This is a genomic window from Streptomyces sp. 150FB (assembly GCF_000818195.1).
In the GTDB taxonomy this organism is placed as follows: domain Bacteria; phylum Actinomycetota; class Actinomycetes; order Streptomycetales; family Streptomycetaceae; genus Streptomyces.
This window is the reverse complement of the sequence record NZ_JTHL01000001.1, coordinates 121,127-136,269: the sequence shown is the minus strand read 5'-3', so window position 1 is coordinate 136,269 and position 15,143 is coordinate 121,127. Positions and strand designations below refer to the sequence as shown.

Genomic DNA, 15,143 nt, shown 5'->3' with positions numbered 1-15,143 from the left:
TTGGACCAGCGGCGGCTTTTGCGTCGCACTCCACCGGGACGAGGCCGCCGTGGCCTGGCTGATTCCTGATACGGCGACCGAACTGCCGTCCGGCACACTGAGCCCTACGAAGGTTCGGCACGTTTTCAGGCCCGGCGCAGAGGGCGTGGGGCAGGTCTCGCAATGACAGCGATCAGGCGATGGCCGCGTAGGCGGTGACGTGCTCGATCCGCATTCGCCCCAGCAGTATGCCCGGAACGCTGTTGCGTTCGCCGAAATCCCGCGCACGGTTCTCGCCCATGTACCGCGCGGCAATACTGGTCGCCCAGGTGAGCAACTGGCTGGGATCTTCCGAGATCTCGACGCGTCCCCGCAGCACCACGAAGGAATAGGGCGGCCGCTCGTCGTCGACACACAGCGCCGCACGTTCGTCCCGCAGAAGATTGTGGCTCTTCACCGTCGTATTCTCCGTGGTGAAAACGAGATCGTCACCATCCAGCAGGAACCACATGGGCGCGATGTGCGGGCTGCCGTCCGCCCGGACGGTGGACAGTTTTCCGGTACGAGTGCCTTCTCTGATGAAGGCCTTCCACACATCCTCACTCATTTGCTCAGCCATGCCGAGTACAGTACGGAGCGAACTATCGCGTTGCCTTCAAGGCACGCCGTACTTCGCCCGGAACCGATGCGGTCATCGGTTCTCAGGTCCCGGGACGCAGCGCGCCGCAAGCCACTCGGATCTGTGTCCCGCCGAGCATCGGCTCTCGGGGTCGCACAGCGACGGAGCGTGCTCCCTGGTCATCCGAGCCCGAAGGATCCTAAGATTCCCCCACGCTTCGTCGTACTCGCCGATCCGGACGGCAATATCTTCTGCGTCGTCGACCTCAGCCGGGCGCCGAGCGGCTGACATTCGCCCAACGCCGGGGACCCTGATCGCACGCGGCTCGTCCTCAGTGATGGGTGCGCGCTGTCGGACGCGCCGCCGAAGTGACGGGCGGTTTCAGTCAGCGTTTTGCGTTGTGGACCTCTGTGCCGGTGTCGGTGTAGACCAGCGCGGCGTAGGAGTTGACCTTATCGGGGACAACCCCCGCGTCGGCGCTGACCGTTCGTCCGGTACGCCCGTCGACGACGAACGCCCCCTCTTTGCCCTTGGCGTAGAACAGATTCTTGAACGAGGCTTCTACGGTGGCGCTCCACTTCTCCGGGCCGTCACCCGCCGCCCGGCGCCACAAGATCCTGCCGGCATCGTCCAGCGCCAACGCACCGTCCCGCTTCGAGGTACACAGCAGGACGGTGCCGCCCTCGCCGTGATCGCAGTCCATGCGCTTGGTCAGGCCGCCTCCCTTGGACAGCACGAAGTTGCCGGTCGTGATGTCGATCAACCGCGCCTGCTCGCTGTCGTCACTGAGTTCGGCCAATGGTCCCGCGCCGATCGAGCTCATCGACCAAGTGGTGCCGTCCGGAATCTCCTTGACCCAGAGGTCACGGCTGGTGGTCGCGGAGACACCGGCCAACGTGTGGCCCTCGTCCGCCTCCTCGCGAAAACCGATGAGAGCGTCGCCGGATCCGCCGATCTTCAAGAAGCTCGCACGTTGCCACAGCAGGCGAGGCTTGTCCAAGGAGACCGCGAAGGTGCCAGTCAGGTCGCCGTCCTCCGTCCAACTGACCGTCGCCACACCGTTTCCGGTCGAAGGGGGGAACGTGCCGAGCTTGCCGGCCGGGTCACCGTAGATGTCCACGGGAAGCCGCCAGATCAGCTTGCCGTTGTCCGCCCGCGCCGCGATCACCTCGAACCCGGCTTGCGCCGAACCGCTGCCTTGCTTGGCGAGCTGGACCGGCACGACGGTGAGCATGGCCGGTTCACCGCCGATCTGCACCGGCTCAGGAGCCGGCAGGCGGTCCCGGGCCAACTCGGCCTGCTTCTTGGACAGATCGCGTGGTGCCGGCAGGTCGTACGTGGGTGAGTTCTTGGTCGTGATGTCGGTGACGGCCTTACCCGTGGCCAGGTTGTACAGCGTCATGCCGGACGCGTGCGAGAGCCAGGCCCCATGCCCGTACAAAGCAAGGGAGGGGATACCCCCAGGGCCGGTCGGCAGGACATGGGCCGCCTTGCTGTCGAACGCCAAGGGCGCCGCGGCCCGGGGATCGCCGCTGAGGTCGAGGGCGTTCCGGGTGGGCTTGGCCCGGGGCGAGCCGGTGGCCCCCTGACTGCCGCGTTCCCCCGTCGGGCCCGCGGTGCATGAGGCCACCAGGGCCGCCGAGGCCAGAGCGATGACACCTCCACGTACCGGACTTCTCATCTGACTCTCCGCAATCCGTGACCTGTGAGCTGCCCCCGGTCGATGACCAGGTGGGCGCTCCTGACATGCGAGCATTCCACCAGGGGTGGGCCGGGACCGGTCCCGATCTCGAATCAGGGGTGGGAAGTGACGCGGAGAGCTGCCTGCTGGGCTGGGCAGATCGAGGCAGTGGCAACGGTGTTGACCGCGGAGCTGTTCCTGACGGGCCGCGGGTCCGGGCCCGGGCCCCGGTGCCGGTAGTACGGCGGTGTCGGGGCCCGGGCTCCGGGAACGGGTGCGCGGTGTCAGTGCCAGTTCCAGTCGATGAGGGTGCGCAGCGTGTCCGAGTGGAAGTCAGGGAAGTCCATGGGGACGACGCCGAGGTGTGTACGGTCCGAGAGCCGGCCGTTCAGATAGCTCTGGACCCCGGGCATGATGGCGTCGGCGTTGACCTTGGGCCAGCCACCGCCGGCGTAGCTGGCGAAGTTGATGTACATCAGCGCCGAGTTCTGGTCCCCGGTGACGTTGTCGAACTGTTGGGTGACTTTCGCGGTCTTGTCGGACGGCCAGGACAGCCCTTGGTAGATGTCCTGGAGCGAGAACCACTGGTTGGACAGGAAATCGTTGTCGCCGCCCGGCCATTGCAGGACGGGCAAGTCGTTGTCGAACTGGGCGATCAGCACGATCCGCTTGCGTGCCTCGCCGAGCGACGGCATCCGGTCGGTGAGGAGGAACCAGGGGCGCCAGCCCTTGGTGTCGAGGTAGACGTTCAGGATGTCCTTGAAGCGGGCGCCGACATCGTTGTTGGTGCCGTCCTCCTTCTTCAACCGCATCACAATCGTCTCGCTCGGATGTTGCTGCAGGAAGTCGCGGCACTCCGCGAGCACCCCGTCGAAGGTGATGCCCTGGTAGTACGAGGCGTGGTAGATCCCGAACGAGTCGTCGGGGTGGCCCTCGAGGCCGTTGGCCCGGATGTCCAGGAACCGTACGCCGCGCTGGAGTTGCTCGGTGATCCCCCAGTTCTGGGTGTGAGACCACTCGGTGCCGTTGTTCGGGTCGGTGCAGCAGGAGTCGTGGGTGCCGGGAATGGTCATCCGCAGCAGGGACAGCGCGTCGGGCAGCGCGCCCATCCAGTCGGCGGGAATCTCACTGCCGGTGGCCGCGGCGGAGCGCGGGGCGGTCGCGGCGCGTGCGGGGGCGATGCCGGCGCCGGTCACCAGGGCGGTGGTGGTGAGGGCGGCGGAGCGTATGAGGGAGCGACGGCTCAGTGTCATGGGGCGGTTCCTGCCCCACCGGAGGGCGTTCGCAACATCGTCTTCCGGCAAGGGTGCGGGGACGGGTTCGATCACATCGGGTGCCGGGTGCCGGGTGCCGGGTGCCGGGTGCCGGGTGCCGGGTGCCGGGTGCCGGGTGCGGCGGTGTGTGTGGGCGTGGCGAGAGGTTCCCCTCTCCGGCCGGTCGTCAGGAGGAGAGGAGCTGCTGGCCGCCGTCCACGTCGTACGTCCCACCGGTGAGTGCCTCGTTGCGCATGATGTGTACGGCCAGAGCCGCGACGTCAGCCGGACCGACGACCCGCCGGATGGGAAGCGTGGAACGCAACTCCTCACGCCGGGCTTCGAGTTGATCACCCAGGAGCGAGGCGGAGAGAGGCGTATCCACGAATCCGGGCGCGATGAGGTTCACCCGGATCGGTGCCAGTTCCAGCGCAAGATTGGCGGTCAGAGCGGGCATGGCCGCGGTGGTGGCGGAGACGATGGACATGCCGACGCCGGGCCGCCGGCCGCCGGTGCCGCCGACGAACAGGAGCGTTCCTCCGGCGCGTACCTTGTCACGGCTGTAGAGGGCCACGGCGAGCGTCATGGCGAGTCGCTGGCCGAAGGCCTGGCGGGCCGCGGCGACGTCCATGGTTGCCAAGGGCATGTACGAGGGGTTGCCGGCTGTGACGAGCACATGGTCGATTGGCCCCGGCAGCTCGTCGAAGAACTGCTTCAGGCGGTCGGTGTCGTTGGCATCGAACGCGGCTGTGCCGACGGGCTGAAGATCGAGCGCGGCTTGCCGCAGCCGTTCGGGGTCGCGGCCGACCAGGATTACCCGGCCGCCCTCGGCACGTACCTGACGTGCGGTTTCGAGCCCGATGCCGGAGCTGGCACCGATCACCAGGACCGTTTGGTCGGCCAAGTGAGGCTGGCCGTGTTCTGATGTGCTGCCCGACATGACCCGTACCTCCAGGTATCGTCCGCTGACAGGTCAGATCCTTACACTTCGGGCCGCTGCCCGCCCGTCGGCCGGTCGGACCGTCGCCCGTCGGTCAAGCGGCCCCGGTGACGGGCGGCGCGTCGACGTCGCCGGATGACGCACGAAGGCCGCCCCAGTGGGGCGGCCCATAACGACCTGACGAGACGAGGCTCCCTGCGCCGGCATTACCCGGATCAGGTTCCAAGGGTCGCCTTCCGGTCTTTCGGCCTTCCAGCCTCTCAGTCGACCGTCGACGTCGGCCCCGGCGGAAGGCCAAAGCACTCCGCCGAAGTCGGCTACTCCGGTCAAACTCCCCCGCTCGTCCCGCAGGCCTAATATCAGCCTAACGCCGACAAAGCCAGAAAAAAACACGGAGAGGACTTTTCGCGGCTCAGTCATGTCCTCCGTCATGTCAGCGAGACCCTCTGCACGGCCGAGCAGGAAGAAGCTGAGCCGGCCGAGTCCTCCGCGCCCGAGGTGAACTGCCGGAGACGGGTCGGCAGCAGCCGGAGCGCAGCAGGCTCCGCGGGGCTGCGACCGCACCAGGGGAGCCGTAGGGTGAAGCCGTGCCTCTAGCAGCAGGTGAATACGAGATCGGACCGGAGACCGGGCGACTTCTCGTGCGTACCTTTCGTCAAGGCGTAGCCGCGAGGGTCGGACACGATCTGCTCATCGAGGCCGCCCGATGGGAAGGCCAGGTCGTTGTATCGGCGGACTCCGCCACCCCGCCGACGGTGTCAGTGACGGTAGACCTGGGCGCGCTGAAGGTCCTGGAGGGCACGGGTGGCGTAAAACCGCTCAGTAATGGCGACCTGCGTCAGATCCACCAAACCATGCGCAAGATGCTGCGCACGGATCGCCACCCTCACGCGGCTTTCACCTCCACCGCCGTCGAGATCCATGACGACACTGCAACCGTCGAGGGTGATCTGACCCTGGCCGGGCGGACCCATCCGCAGCGCCTGGAGATTCAGCAGCGAGACGAGGCCACCCTCGCCGGCACGACGAGCGTGGTCCAGTCCCGGTGGGGCATAAAGCCGTACTCCGGCTTCCTCGGCGCCCTCAAACTCCGCGACGCGGTCGACATCGAGTTCACCGTCTCGCTCCCGGCGCGCTGAGAAGGCGGCGGGTATCCGGGTCGACAGGTGGGAAGCGGACCTGCGTACGGATCAACGTGCCCTTGATGACGCGGAGTTCGCCGTCGTGGTCGATCCGCGCAGAACTGGGCCCGAGCCGGAGCGCGTTCATGGGCGGGTTCAGTCAGTAGAACGTGATCTCATAGCCGAACTCGCACGGTGTCCGGAGCAGCGTGCGCCGAGCAGATCGCCTCGACCATGTTCGAAACAGCAACGCCTCCACGAATCAGGGGTCGGCTGCCACCTGGGCACCGGTCGCACGATCGGCGAAAGTGATGGAGAAGTTCTTCTCCCGCCGCACGCGGGCTCCCGGCGGACGGTTTCCATGGAACACCGGACGACCGGCGCTATCGCGGAGGACGTGGGACGGAGAAGATCAAGCTCAGCATCCGGGTTACCGGGCTGGCATGGCACCCTTCAAGCATGATCATCCCGGCTTATGGTGCGTATCCACTGTCACTGGCCGGCTGCGACGCCGTATCCCGGACCGGCGACATCGCCCCCGAGGGCGCGCCGCCCGGACCGGACGGGTCCAGAAAGCGCCCCCCCCGAGAAGGAAGCGCAGGCCCCCCATGCGTCACGTCCACTGCCTCACCACCTTCGCCCGCACCACTGTTGCCGCCCGTACGTTCGGCAGCAGCGCCGCCGTAGCCACCCTGGCCGCAGGGGCCCTCGTCGTCTCGCTGAGCGGCTCCGCTTCCGCGACCGGCGACCCCAACGGAACCATCAAGCTCGGCTACGCCCAGGCCAACTGCCTCCAGAACGACACCAGTACGGACAGAGTCCACACCGCCACCTGCAACCGCAAGCAGAACCAGGCCTGGCTTGTGAGCGGCACCGGCCAGAAGAACGCCACCATCCGCCTCGGCTACGCGCAGGCCTACTGCCTGACCAACGACACCGGCACCGACAAGGTCCACACCGCCCCGTGCAACGGCAAGCAGAACCAGGCCTGGCTCGTCTCCGCGGCGGGCAACCGCAACGCCACGATCAAGCTCGGCTACGCGACGGGCTACTGCCTGGCCAACGCGAGCGGTACCGCCACCGTCCACACCGCCCCGTGCAACGGCAAGCAGAACCAGGCCTGGCTCGTCTCCTGACCATCCCCCCCACGGGTGTCGCCCCACGCAACGCGGGTCTCGCCTCCGGCCTGATCAACATGTGCCGGCACCTCGGCGCCGTGCTGGGCCTCGCCGCCCTCATTACCATTTCAGCCGGGGGCACCAGCCACAGCCGGGCCGACGGTGGCTTAGCCGTTGTCGACGGCTACCGCCCCGCCTTCTACGTCGTGGCCGGGGGGCAGCGTAGGCACCGCTGCCCTGGCCCTCCTGCTCAAGTCGGCCCGGACCGATCAGGCACAGCAGGTCAGGGCAACCGTCGATGCCGATGCCAGTTGACGCGAGCCCACAGCGCGCCTGAACGTCTGATGGCATCAAGATTCCGGGACGAGGTATCACGGCCGTCGGCTATCACCGGGCGATGCCCGTGGTCGTCAACGGGCTGGAGCGAGCGGGGTGGTGTGGCGATGGCTGGATCAGGATCGGCCACCACGCATGGTCATCGGCGGAGCCACGGGTTGTGCGGTTGCTGGGCGTCCGTGTTCAGGACGTTGCGTAGATCGGTACTGTCGTCGGGCAGTTCCAGGCCAAGTTTCGCGGCCGCGGCTGCGGAAGGCCGACAAGGTGATGGGGCTGCCGGCGGGCAGGGGCGTGGGCAGTACGGTTCATCCGATGGTGCCGAGCGTACGACGAGGATCAGGACCTGGACCTGATCAGCGGCGCCGATCCGGGGGCAGCGCGGAGCCGAGCTGCTGACGCAGCTTCGTCCGCGAGGTGGTGGTCTGTGTCCGTGCCGCTCTCCGTAACGCCGCCGCCAACGGGCGGCGGCAGTGCAGAGGGACGGATCTGCCAGGGAAGAGGCGGCGGTGTTATCGGTCATTCGCGCATTCGCGCAGCGTGGCTGGTCACGCCACCGTGTGGCAGTCGGCGAGGACGGTCACTTGTTGCCTCTGATGTTGTGGCCACAGCCTCGCCCCGGGGAAGTGCGCCCGTCCCGCGGTGCCACGAAGGGCAAACTGCTGGTGAGCCGAGCGTGACCGGTGAGACTGTACGGGCGGTGAGCCGGGGCCGAGCGCTCGTGCGCCCATCCCGGCACCCTTTCGCACACCCAGACGTTGACGGACCGTTAAATGCATGGGCGACATTGGTGGAGAGCGGGTATGCGCGAGCTGCGGGGAACGGGCGGCGGCCGATGCGCTGGTCGAAGTCGACGACGAGCACTACCAATGCGAGGCATGCCACGAAAGCGTGCTCGCAGACGGGCTCATTGAGGAGCGGGCGTCCGTCGGGGACGACACGATCACAAGGCCGATCGGTGAGCCGGACGAGGCAGCCCACCGTCGAGGCGAAGCGGCGTGACACAAGAGGCGCTCAGTCCGATCGCCATGCTACGAGCAGCCATTCCTGGCATGCGCCTGGCAAATGTGTGTCCGCAGAGCGACCCAGGAGCGCGAGCCGTCCTGGCGAGCCGGCGGCGGAGCGGACGCCGGGAAATCCGGAGATGTCGGTGACTGTCGATCTGGCAGAGAAGAAGAGACAGTTACCGACGCCCCACCCTTTTCCCCTGTGGGCATGCGTGCTTTCTCCACCTTTCCGCACCGCCGGATCATCAAGGGCCGCGACACCTTGCCGGCGTCCGCCCGAGGCAACCGTTCCGGGGGTTGCGGCAGTCCTACCGGGTGGCGTGTGCAGAGGATCGGCCTCTGCCGACGGGTAGTACCGCTGACCGATTGGAAAGGGCGCTTCCATGGAGTTCGATCCCGGTCTCTGCCTGGACGTTCCGGAGGGTTTCGACGACTCGGATGCCGATACCCAGGTGCATCCCGTGGCCAGGAAGTTCTTCCCCGCCACAACCGCCGCTGACGCCTTCAAGACGGCTCAGGAGTGGGTGGGCGCGCATGAAGTCTTCCTGGTGGACGTCTCGTGGGATTACCAGCACGACGAAGACGCGCCCTACGTGCTGAGCATCTACTTCCGGTTCGAGCTCGAACCGGAGGACGACTGACGAGCTGGTGCGTCGTACGTGAGCCCCAGGGGCCGTGCGGCCCAGGAGGGGAACCCCTCAGTCGACCCCGACTTCGGGGCTGCCGACACCGCCCGCGCTGGGGCGACCAGTACGAAGTCCAGAGTCGCCACGAGCGCTAGAAGGGCCGTCCGTGTAGCGACCTTTGACGGCGTGCAGCAGTGTGATGCCGAGCCACGGGCCGCCGTACCAGTACCCGGGGCCGAGTCCGCGTAACGTGCCCTGGCCGATGTGCGCGGCGTACTTCCTGGCCATGGGCCAGAAGTCGGCCACGAGCAACTGCCCGCCCGGGCGCAGCACCCGCATGGCTTCGTCCACCGCGCGGTATCGCCCTTCGGGCGACGGGATGTTGTGGATCGCCAGCGCGCTCGTCACGACGTCGAAGGAGCCGTCCGCGCAAGGCAACGCGGCCATGTCGGCCGTACGCACTTCCACCCGGTCGGCGACCCCTGCCGCAGCGGCGTTGGCGAGGGTGACTTCGGGCCGGTTGCCGCTCTGGTCCGTTCCGGACCACAGGTCCACGCCCACGGCGTGTCCCGTCGGCAGCCGTCTGGCCGCCTCGATCAGCACCGCGCCGCGACCGCAGCCCAGGTCCAGGAGCAGCTCGTTACCTTCAAGCCGGCCTTGTCCAGCTCCCGCCTCCCAATGCGCAGTTTGCCGTGCAGTGTGGTGTGCAGGTAAATGCCGGTGTGGGCAAGCAGTACCGTTCCCGCGGTCACCACCGCGTTCCGTCCTGGCCGCCACTTGGCGGCGGCCAGGTAGCAGACCGTGCCGACGGCGCCGCGTACCGCCGGGAACGCTGGAGCGTCAACGCCGTACCTCGGCCAGTGAAGGAGCGTCAGTGGGGACTCATCCTGGTCTTTTTGCATAGACGCAGTGTCACAAGCTCAACTCCCGGGCGTCTTCTAGGAATGTTCCCCCGTGACTGGCGCCACCGGCCTCACGCCCGGCGCGTGGTCTGGGCATCGGCCAGCGAGCTCGGTGCCGTCACGATCACCGCGATTCGGCGCCGTTCCCCATCCGGACCACGGTGCGCCCGCGACCTGGGCGACCTGATCCGTCCGCCGCAAACCGAAGCCATGTCCCCTGGCCCGCGCCGGGGGACTGACCTACAGAGCCTCGGGGGCCATAAGGGGGTGAAGTGTCCAAGGTGAGTGCGTACGATCATTGCCTGCGGTTGTCAGGTACCCAGGGGAGGTGGGCGAGATGACGCGTATCGCCGACTGCCGGGAGCAGGACGTGGCAGTGCTCGACGTGGTCCTGCCGTCCGAATCGGTGACGGCGAATCATGCCCAGCGGTACGCGAGGCAGCGCACGGGGGTCGGTACATACCTGATCGCGTGGCAGGACGGGCGACCGGTCGGTACGTGCGAGGTGCGCTGGGACGGGTGCGCCGCTTCCGAAGTGCGGGGAGCCGTGGTGAACTGCCCGGAGATCAACGGGCTCTTCGTGTGGCCGGCGTCGCTGCGTTCGCAGGGTATCGGCACGGCTTTCATCCGCACGGCCGAGGACCGGGCACGGGAACGCGGGATGCGACGGCTGGGCATGGGTGTGAGAACAGACAACATCCGTGCCGCGGCGCTGTACCGGCGGCTGGGGTACCGGCCCTTCACCTCGTATGTCGACCGCTACACCTACCGGGACGACGAGGGCGTCCTGCACCACATGGCGGACTCGTGCACCTTCATGATCAGCTCGCTGGGCCGAACTGCCTGACAGCGGAGGTCTCTTCCGCGGCGCGTGGGCGAGCGTGGTGAACTACGAGGCTGACCGGTCCACTCATGACCCGAGCCTGCCCAGCCGGGAGTCCCATCCCCCAGCCGGTTACTCTCACGGCCGGACCACACGGAGGAATGTGTTGTCCAGGATGCCGAACTGTCGGCCACTCAGAGGGCAGCGCTGGTCATCACGACCCGCACGGTCTCCTACCACTTCCGCGCCTCGTCAGCCTCGGGGAAGGACGGCATGATCCAGGCGGGTGGGCCGGGCGGTGTGTCCTGCTCAGTCATCGGTCGTCCCCCTGTCCGGATCCGGGCCGGGCGACGCGGATCGCCACTCGCCGGTCGACCGCCAACAGCGCCTTGTCCACGGCCCGTTCGACCCATCGAGTTGTTATCAGTGTCGGGGACAACGGATTCATTATTGGGAGCGAACACGGCATGAATCACACCGATGGACCACGCCACCTGCTCCTCCGCGCGCAGGCGGGGGCATCCGCTCTGTACACGACAGACGAGGCAGGTCGTGATGACCTGGGAGCCTTCACTCGCAACCTTCCTGCGGACGACCCTTTCCTGGGGCTTTCCGACGCGCTGGCCGGCGAGGTGGAGGTATGGTCCCGTGCGCGTCCGCAGGGTGGGTCCGTGCCCGGGCCGGAGCGGCGTCGGCATGCGCGCGACGGTCTGGCCGTCGCCCAGTCCCTTGCGACGCATCTCGGTCCCCAGTGGGTGGTGCACTACTGGGACGAGGCTCACGGCACGCTGAAAGTCGTGTGCTGGGGGTGCCGACGGCTGCACTGGATCCTTGACGAACACGGCACCCCTCCGCACCCGGTCCGCATCACCGTCGAAGCGGAGTTCAAGTGGTATCCGCTCAGGGCGGAGGGATTCGGGGACTTCGCACCGGATGATCCGGCCGCGGCTCTCCACCTCTCCGACGGGCTGGTGGACGATCTGTACCAGTGGTCGACGGATTTCGACGCGGGAATGAATCTGTACCTGCGGGACCGCGACGAGGACAGTGATGACGCGCGGCGGCGGGAACTGGACTGCTGGGGACGGGAGTTGGCCGAACGCGTCTCCCAGGAGACCGGTCCGGGAAGGACAGTGACCTATGGGGGACTCGCTTAAGGCAGGCGTACGAGTGCGCCATGAAGCGATCGTCCTCGTCGCGGCTGTCAACGAGTGGCTGTGAACAGCACTTTCGCGACCGGCTGCGCGGCCACTGTGAGAAAACGACTCGCGAGGCCGATGAGACGGATGGCAGGGTGCGGCGCATGGCACCCCAATATCAGATTCGTGCCGACTACGACGCCCGCACGATCGTGGTCTACCAGGCGTACGTGCCTGCCATCGCCGACGCGGCACTGCGGGCAGGCCACTTCGTTACGCCGTTCTCATTCCACAGAATGACGTGGATCAAGCCGTCGTTCATGTGGCTGATGCACCGCAGCAACTGGGCCCGCAAACCCGGTCAGGAGCGTGTTCTCGCGGTGCGGATAACGCGGGAGGGCTGGGAGGAGGCCCTGTCCCGGGCCGCACTCACGACCGCAGACCCAGCGGCCGTGGCCCAGGCTGCCGTGCATGTCCAATGGGACCCGGAGCGCTCGCCGCGCGGGGCGGCGCTGAACCACTACAGCATCCAGGTCGGCATTGGCCGCCATCTGATTCACACGTTCACCTACGACTGGATTGTCAGTCTCACCGACCTCACCCCACAGATCCGCAAGGCTGCTTCCCTGATACAGACTGGGCATGCCGCGAAAGCCCAACGACTGTTCCCCGCAGAGCGCCCCTACCCACTGCCCCGGGCGCTGGAAAACCGTCTTTTCTCAGGTCAGTGACCGCCGACTGCCACGGAACCGGACCGCACCTCACCGACTTTCCTTCGGACCGTCGATGAGACGGTCCCTACCAGCACTGTCGCAACAGGCCCTAACCCGCTCGCCGCACGCGACCCAGCGCGACGCCGGCGTGCGGCAGCAGCTCCAGTTCCATGTTCACTCCTTCGGGTACGCACGCCGGCAAGGCGGACCCGTCGATTGTCCGGCCCCGCTTCGTGAGCATCCCTGAAGGGCTTGTTGTCCTTCAGACTGTTCACCATGTCCTCGATGTGCGGCCCAGCAGCAGTGCGAAGGCGGGGGCCGGCTGCTGTCGGGAGGCGCTGGGAGTGACCCGGCGCCGCCGGGAGGGCCCCCTACCGCTTGCCCTGATTGCGACATCAGGCCGGCATCTATGCTGGTGCGTCCGCGTCTGCGGAGCCTGGCAACCGCTGTCCAGGGATCGGCTCGGGCGCTTCAAGGGGGACCGGGAATGACCGCTGAACGTAAATTCGCCGACGCCGAAACACTGACCCCGGTGATACGGGAGGTTTTCGGCACCGACCGCCGCGTCGCCGCCGTCGACCGCCTGCTGAACGGCACCAAGAAGGGCGTCTACCGCGTCACCCTGGATGACGGCGCGAGCACGATCGTCTACGTCTGGAACGCCGACGAGGACTACTGGGACGGGCTGCTTCCCGCCGGCCACGACGACCCGTCGAACCCGTTCGCGCACGCCTCCGGCATCGACTTCTTCGAGGGCGCCACCCGTCGACTGGAAGCGGTCGGAGCTCGTTCGCCGCGGCTGTTGCTCGCCGATCGCAGCAAGGATCTGTACCCGGCCGACATCGCCGTCGCGGAGGACGTCCGCGGCGGAACGCTCGAGGCGCTGTTGGAACGCGATCCGGACGCCGGCCGGCACACGCTCGCGCGGCTCTCCGACATGCTTCGGCGCATGCACGCGTACCGCGCGCCGGCGTTCGGGCGGGTGGCATGGATCGACGGCGGCGGCGCGCCGCCGGACACGACCTGCGAGCAGGCCTATCTGGAGCACGCGCTGGTGAACATCGCCACCGCCGTGCCCCGCGACGCCCGCGCCGCCGAGGGCGAGGCGATGCTGGAGGAGAAGCTCCGCACCCTGCACGCCGCGCTCGAACCGCGCACAGAGTTCGGCGTGGTCCATGGCGAGCTCTGCGCGGAACACACGCTCGTCGGGCCGGAGGGGGAGCCCGTCATCATCGACATCGAGGGGTTGATGTACACCGACATCGAAGTGGAGCACTGCTGGATGCGGATGCGCTTCGGCCCGCACTACGAGGCGCTCCGCAGCCCAGGCCTCGACCCACGGCGCGTCGAGTATTACCAGTACGTCATGCACCTGGACCTGGTCGGCGGCCCGCTTCGCATCGCCGAGGGCGACTTCCCGAACCGGAAGTGGATGCTCGACGTCGCGGACTTCCATCTGCGGAGGGCGCTCGCCTACGAAGCATGAGTCGACCGTGGGACTTCGGCCGGTTTGGGGAATCAGGAAGGTGAACATCAGTGCTTAAGTGGGTTGAAGGCGACAAGGTGACTCCGGTCGTGCCGACCGATCATCCCGAAGACGTTGTTGGGGAAGTCGTCATGATCACCGCAAACGGTGGCGTGATGGTGCAGTTTCCCCTTGCGGGGGCCGAGGTGTATCCCCCGGACGAGCTGGCTCCCGCCCCGGTGGAAAAGGGCGAGTAGCGAGTCGCTGTTCGACGGGGGACCCCCAGGCCCCTACCGGTACGTACCCGGGTACCGTTACCCGCCCAATCGGCCGGCGGGTGGTGGTCTGGGCCAGGTCGCCGGTGTCGAGGGACTCGTCGTGGTGGGAGCGGAATGTCTCCCACCACGCGCGGCCTTCCTGGGGCAGCGTGTGGATGGGGTCGTAGTACACGTAGGAACCGTTCCGCGGGTGGCTGGAGTCGAGCAGGGGGCGGGAGTTCTTGTCCCAGTAGCTGACGCCGCGTTCACGGTCGTACTCCTTGACCTGGTGCACCCATTGCCTGCCGACCAACGGGACGTCGCAGACGATGCGCGGGGTGGCGAAGCCGGGGAGCCGGCCCAGCAGGCTCGTCTGGAGGTCCTGGGCCTTGTGCAAGGAGAGCCGCCAGTGTTCAGCGTGCTTGATCCTGTCGCACATGTAGAAGTAGTAGGGCGTGATCGATGCCTCGTCGCTCAGCGCGAAGCACAGATCCGGCAGCGCCTGGGTCGAGTCGTTGACGTCGCGCAGCAGTATGAACTGATTCTGTACGTCAGTGACTCCCGTCTCCCGTACGGCCAGCACTGGTTGCCCCTTCTTCAGCCATCGGTCTCTTCGCGCGCTGCCACGACATATGGCCCCCGATGCGCACCAGTTGACCTAGTTGATCACTCCGTGATCATCACTTGAGCGGCCGTCAGGCTAGCCCGGCACGGGCATGTGCGATCCAACAGGACGCACTCGGCATGCGTCGGCTTCCCCCTCCCCATGCCGGGCGAAACGAACCGGCAATCCGCCGGCACATGCCCCCCGGGCTGGGTGCACGAGCCCGCACTCCGGCGTCGAATGTTGTGAGGTCTATGGCGTTGTGCCACGAGGTTGTAACAGGAGCCGATCCAGGGGAATGCGCATGCCAAGATCACTCCTGCCGCTGGTGATCGTGTGTGTCCGAGAGGACCACACCCGTCGTCACCGGATCGAGGCGACGACATCAAAGTGAAAGTAGGACACCGTGCGTACCAGAACAGCCCGTTGGGGCCTGTCGGCCGTGCTCGTCAGCGCGGGGCTGGCCCTGACCGCGTGCGACCCGGGCGGTTCGGTCACCGTCTCCACCTCCAGTGCCCCTGACTCGTCGGCGCCCGCGGCCGGCGCCAGCACAACGCCGCCCG

Annotated in this window: 15 protein-coding genes, 1 pseudogene and 1 riboswitch; of the genes and pseudogenes, 9 read left to right on the top strand and 7 right to left on the bottom strand. The window is 67.3% G+C overall.

Translation table 11 applies throughout. The features are described 5' to 3' along the window. Nucleotides 1-172: 172 nt before the first annotated feature. Nucleotides 173-598: a PPOX class F420-dependent oxidoreductase gene (locus tag QR77_RS00405; protein WP_040019134.1), complete on the bottom strand. Its 426-nt coding sequence runs from the start codon at nucleotides 596-598 to the stop codon at nucleotides 173-175. A gap of 210 nt (nucleotides 599-808) precedes the next feature. Between QR77_RS00405 and QR77_RS48045 the strand changes: the two are divergent. After that, nucleotides 809-886: pseudogene (locus QR77_RS48045) on the top strand (VOC family protein); the annotation flags it as partial. Nucleotides 887-983: 97 nt separating this feature from the next. On the opposite strand, the gene QR77_RS00400 reads toward QR77_RS48045, so the two are convergent. From QR77_RS00400 to QR77_RS00390, 3 genes are all read right to left on the bottom strand, one after another. Then, complete coding sequence (locus QR77_RS00400) at nucleotides 984-2,279, bottom strand: hypothetical protein (RefSeq protein WP_040019133.1); 1,296 nt, start codon at nucleotides 2,277-2,279, stop codon at nucleotides 984-986. 284 nt (nucleotides 2,280-2,563) lie between these two features. Continuing rightward, on the bottom strand, nucleotides 2,564-3,532 hold the full coding sequence (locus tag QR77_RS00395; protein WP_052488410.1) for a phosphatidylinositol-specific phospholipase C: 969 nt from the start codon (nucleotides 3,530-3,532) through the stop codon (nucleotides 2,564-2,566). A gap of 187 nt (nucleotides 3,533-3,719) precedes the next feature. Next, nucleotides 3,720-4,472 carry an SDR family oxidoreductase gene (locus QR77_RS00390; protein ID WP_040019132.1) on the bottom strand — a complete coding sequence of 251 codons (753 nt, stop codon included), beginning with the start codon at nucleotides 4,470-4,472 and terminating at the stop codon, nucleotides 3,720-3,722. 174 nt (nucleotides 4,473-4,646) lie between these two features. Next, nucleotides 4,647-4,820: riboswitch (TPP riboswitch) on the bottom strand. 239 nt (nucleotides 4,821-5,059) lie between these two features. On the opposite strand from QR77_RS00390, the gene QR77_RS00385 reads away from it, so the two are divergent. From QR77_RS00385 to QR77_RS00370, 4 genes are all read left to right on the top strand, one after another. Then, a complete protein-coding gene (locus QR77_RS00385) occupies nucleotides 5,060-5,611 on the top strand; it encodes a YceI family protein (RefSeq protein WP_040019131.1) in 552 nt (183 codons plus the stop codon). 590 nt (nucleotides 5,612-6,201) lie between these two features. Continuing rightward, nucleotides 6,202-6,729, top strand: coding sequence for an RICIN domain-containing protein (locus QR77_RS00380; protein WP_040019130.1), 528 nt, complete (start codon nucleotides 6,202-6,204; stop codon nucleotides 6,727-6,729). Between the two features lie 1,092 nt (nucleotides 6,730-7,821). Beyond that, the gene (locus QR77_RS00375) at nucleotides 7,822-8,046 is read left to right on the top strand and encodes a hypothetical protein (RefSeq protein WP_040019129.1); all 225 of its coding nucleotides are present in this window, start codon (nucleotides 7,822-7,824) and stop codon (nucleotides 8,044-8,046) included. Nucleotides 8,047-8,434: 388 nt separating this feature from the next. Further along, complete coding sequence (locus QR77_RS00370; RefSeq protein ID WP_040019128.1) at nucleotides 8,435-8,692, top strand: hypothetical protein; 258 nt, start codon at nucleotides 8,435-8,437, stop codon at nucleotides 8,690-8,692. 57 nt (nucleotides 8,693-8,749) lie between these two features. Here QR77_RS00370 and QR77_RS47665 read toward each other — a convergent pair whose 3' ends face one another. Both QR77_RS47665 and QR77_RS47660 read right to left on the bottom strand, forming a co-directional pair. Next, the gene (locus QR77_RS47665; RefSeq protein WP_201778777.1) at nucleotides 8,750-9,280 is read right to left on the bottom strand and encodes a class I SAM-dependent methyltransferase; all 531 of its coding nucleotides are present in this window, start codon (nucleotides 9,278-9,280) and stop codon (nucleotides 8,750-8,752) included. Continuing rightward, nucleotides 9,274-9,579: a hypothetical protein gene (locus tag QR77_RS47660; RefSeq protein ID WP_201778776.1), complete on the bottom strand. Its 306-nt coding sequence runs from the start codon at nucleotides 9,577-9,579 to the stop codon at nucleotides 9,274-9,276. The genes QR77_RS47665 and QR77_RS47660 overlap by 7 nt, the downstream gene beginning before the upstream one ends. A 337-nt stretch (nucleotides 9,580-9,916) precedes the next feature. Between QR77_RS47660 and QR77_RS00360 the strand changes: the two genes are divergently transcribed. The 4 genes from QR77_RS00360 (at nucleotide 9,917) to QR77_RS00345 (ending at nucleotide 13,740) form a co-directional block, all read left to right on the top strand. Further along, complete coding sequence (locus tag QR77_RS00360; RefSeq protein WP_040027003.1) at nucleotides 9,917-10,426, top strand: GNAT family N-acetyltransferase; 510 nt, start codon at nucleotides 9,917-9,919, stop codon at nucleotides 10,424-10,426. Nucleotides 10,427-11,073: 647 nt separating this feature from the next. After that, nucleotides 11,074-11,559: a hypothetical protein gene (locus QR77_RS00355; protein ID WP_236710480.1), complete on the top strand. Its 486-nt coding sequence runs from the start codon at nucleotides 11,074-11,076 to the stop codon at nucleotides 11,557-11,559. 146 nt (nucleotides 11,560-11,705) lie between these two features. Further along, nucleotides 11,706-12,272: a DUF4291 domain-containing protein gene (locus QR77_RS00350; RefSeq protein WP_040019127.1), complete on the top strand. Its 567-nt coding sequence runs from the start codon at nucleotides 11,706-11,708 to the stop codon at nucleotides 12,270-12,272. Nucleotides 12,273-12,663: 391 nt separating this feature from the next. Then, complete coding sequence (locus QR77_RS00345) at nucleotides 12,664-13,740, top strand: phosphotransferase (RefSeq protein ID WP_236710479.1); 1,077 nt, start codon at nucleotides 12,664-12,666, stop codon at nucleotides 13,738-13,740. A gap of 135 nt (nucleotides 13,741-13,875) precedes the next feature. On the opposite strand, the gene QR77_RS00340 is transcribed toward QR77_RS00345, so the two are convergent. After that, complete coding sequence (locus QR77_RS00340) at nucleotides 13,876-14,559, bottom strand: hypothetical protein (RefSeq protein WP_040019125.1); 684 nt, start codon at nucleotides 14,557-14,559, stop codon at nucleotides 13,876-13,878. Nucleotides 14,560-15,143 lie beyond the last annotated feature (584 nt).

What these genes read in the sequence shown, in the direction of transcription:
- QR77_RS00390 (WP_040019132.1), bottom strand. Translation starts at nt 4,472, where the DNA reads ATGTCGGGCAGCACATCAGAACACGGCCAGCCTCACTTGGCCGACCAA.
- QR77_RS00360 (WP_040027003.1), top strand. Translation starts at nt 9,917, where the DNA reads ATGACGCGTATCGCCGACTGCCGGGAGCAGGACGTGGCAGTGCTCGAC.
- QR77_RS00345 (WP_236710479.1), top strand. Translation starts at nt 12,664, where the DNA reads ATGCTGGTGCGTCCGCGTCTGCGGAGCCTGGCAACCGCTGTCCAGGGA.
- QR77_RS00400 (WP_040019133.1), bottom strand. Translation starts at nt 2,279, where the DNA reads ATGAGAAGTCCGGTACGTGGAGGTGTCATCGCTCTGGCCTCGGCGGCC.
- QR77_RS00375 (WP_040019129.1), top strand. Translation starts at nt 7,822, where the DNA reads ATGGGCGACATTGGTGGAGAGCGGGTATGCGCGAGCTGCGGGGAACGG.
- QR77_RS00370 (WP_040019128.1), top strand. Translation starts at nt 8,435, where the DNA reads ATGGAGTTCGATCCCGGTCTCTGCCTGGACGTTCCGGAGGGTTTCGAC.
- QR77_RS00350 (WP_040019127.1), top strand. Translation starts at nt 11,706, where the DNA reads ATGGCACCCCAATATCAGATTCGTGCCGACTACGACGCCCGCACGATC.
- QR77_RS00405 (WP_040019134.1), bottom strand. Translation starts at nt 598, where the DNA reads ATGGCTGAGCAAATGAGTGAGGATGTGTGGAAGGCCTTCATCAGAGAA.
- QR77_RS00380 (WP_040019130.1), top strand. Translation starts at nt 6,202, where the DNA reads ATGCGTCACGTCCACTGCCTCACCACCTTCGCCCGCACCACTGTTGCC.
- QR77_RS00395 (WP_052488410.1), bottom strand. Translation starts at nt 3,532, where the DNA reads ATGACACTGAGCCGTCGCTCCCTCATACGCTCCGCCGCCCTCACCACC.
- QR77_RS47660 (WP_201778776.1), bottom strand. Translation starts at nt 9,579, where the DNA reads ATGCAAAAAGACCAGGATGAGTCCCCACTGACGCTCCTTCACTGGCCG.